The organism is Oleiphilus sp. HI0132, from assembly GCF_001635845.1.
In genome coordinates, this window is record NZ_LWGJ01000244.1 from 1 (window position 1) to 1,011 (window position 1,011).

The following is a 1,011-nucleotide window of genomic DNA, read 5'->3' on the forward strand; positions in this document are numbered from 1 at the left end:
CTGAAGGCGTTTTCATAGCATGTAACTTGTCAGTGTTATGATCTTTTACCAAATATACTTGTGATCGATTACTGGCATGTAGCTCTTTTATCACATGGTAGCCGTCAATAGACATTCCAGGGGAAAGCTCTGGTGGGAAGGGTAAGTCTGAAAGCTTTACGTAGGCATCTTCGGCATTTGGACAAGGCAAAGCATCGACTCTGACAATCTGGCAACTCAAGTTATCATCGGAGCCGTTTTCGAGTGCAATATCAACCAAACTCTCACAAAGCCCGGTAAATTCATCCGACTTGCAATCAACCGCCTTAGCAATGACTTCTTTTATACGTTTATCGTTGATAAAATCATGAATACCGTCGGTACTCAGAAAAAAGATATCACCAGATTCGACATCCTCCGAGTAATAGTCGACATCAAGCATTAAATCCATTCCCATTGCACGAGTAAGATAAGTGGAATCCTTACTTACTCTGGCGGAATGGTCATGCGTGAGCTGCTCAAAGTTATTTCCCCGAAGGCGGTACACTCGGCTATCGCCGATATGAAATATATGCGCGACACGCGACTTGATAACCAAGGTCGACATTGTACTGATATAGCCATGCTCAGCCTGAAGATAACCAACCCCCTGCCCATATAACCAACGATTCAAAGCCGTTAATACTTTTTGAGCTGAGTTTTTAACTGTCCAGGAGTCAGGTGTACTGAAGAAGTCGGAGATAAAGTTCTTAACGCAGGTTTCGCTTGCCTCCTTGCCCGCCTCTGCACTACTGACTCCATCTGCAACAATAGCAACCATTCCCTTTACAGTTAATAGAGGCTCTTTCGGGACGTATATTCCGACAGAATCTTCATTTTGGTGCTTTAAGCCCTTTACTGATATTTGCCCTGCACTTGTACGAAGCCCGCTTTCTAGATGCATCTGATATTTCACTCACTTATTTATTATGGGTATTATTGCGTCAATAAGTAGCAAAATAACACCCCCTTTAGATTAAAATCTTAATTTTC

1 protein-coding gene is annotated in these 1,011 nt (G+C 42.6%); it reads right to left on the bottom strand.

The window, feature by feature from the left end; genetic code table 11:
* Positions 1–922, bottom strand: a 922-nt coding sequence (locus tag A3766_RS03015) for a PP2C family serine/threonine-protein phosphatase (protein ID WP_156508643.1), incomplete at its 3' end; no start/stop codon positions are given.
* Positions 923–1,011: the final 89 nt, after the last annotated feature.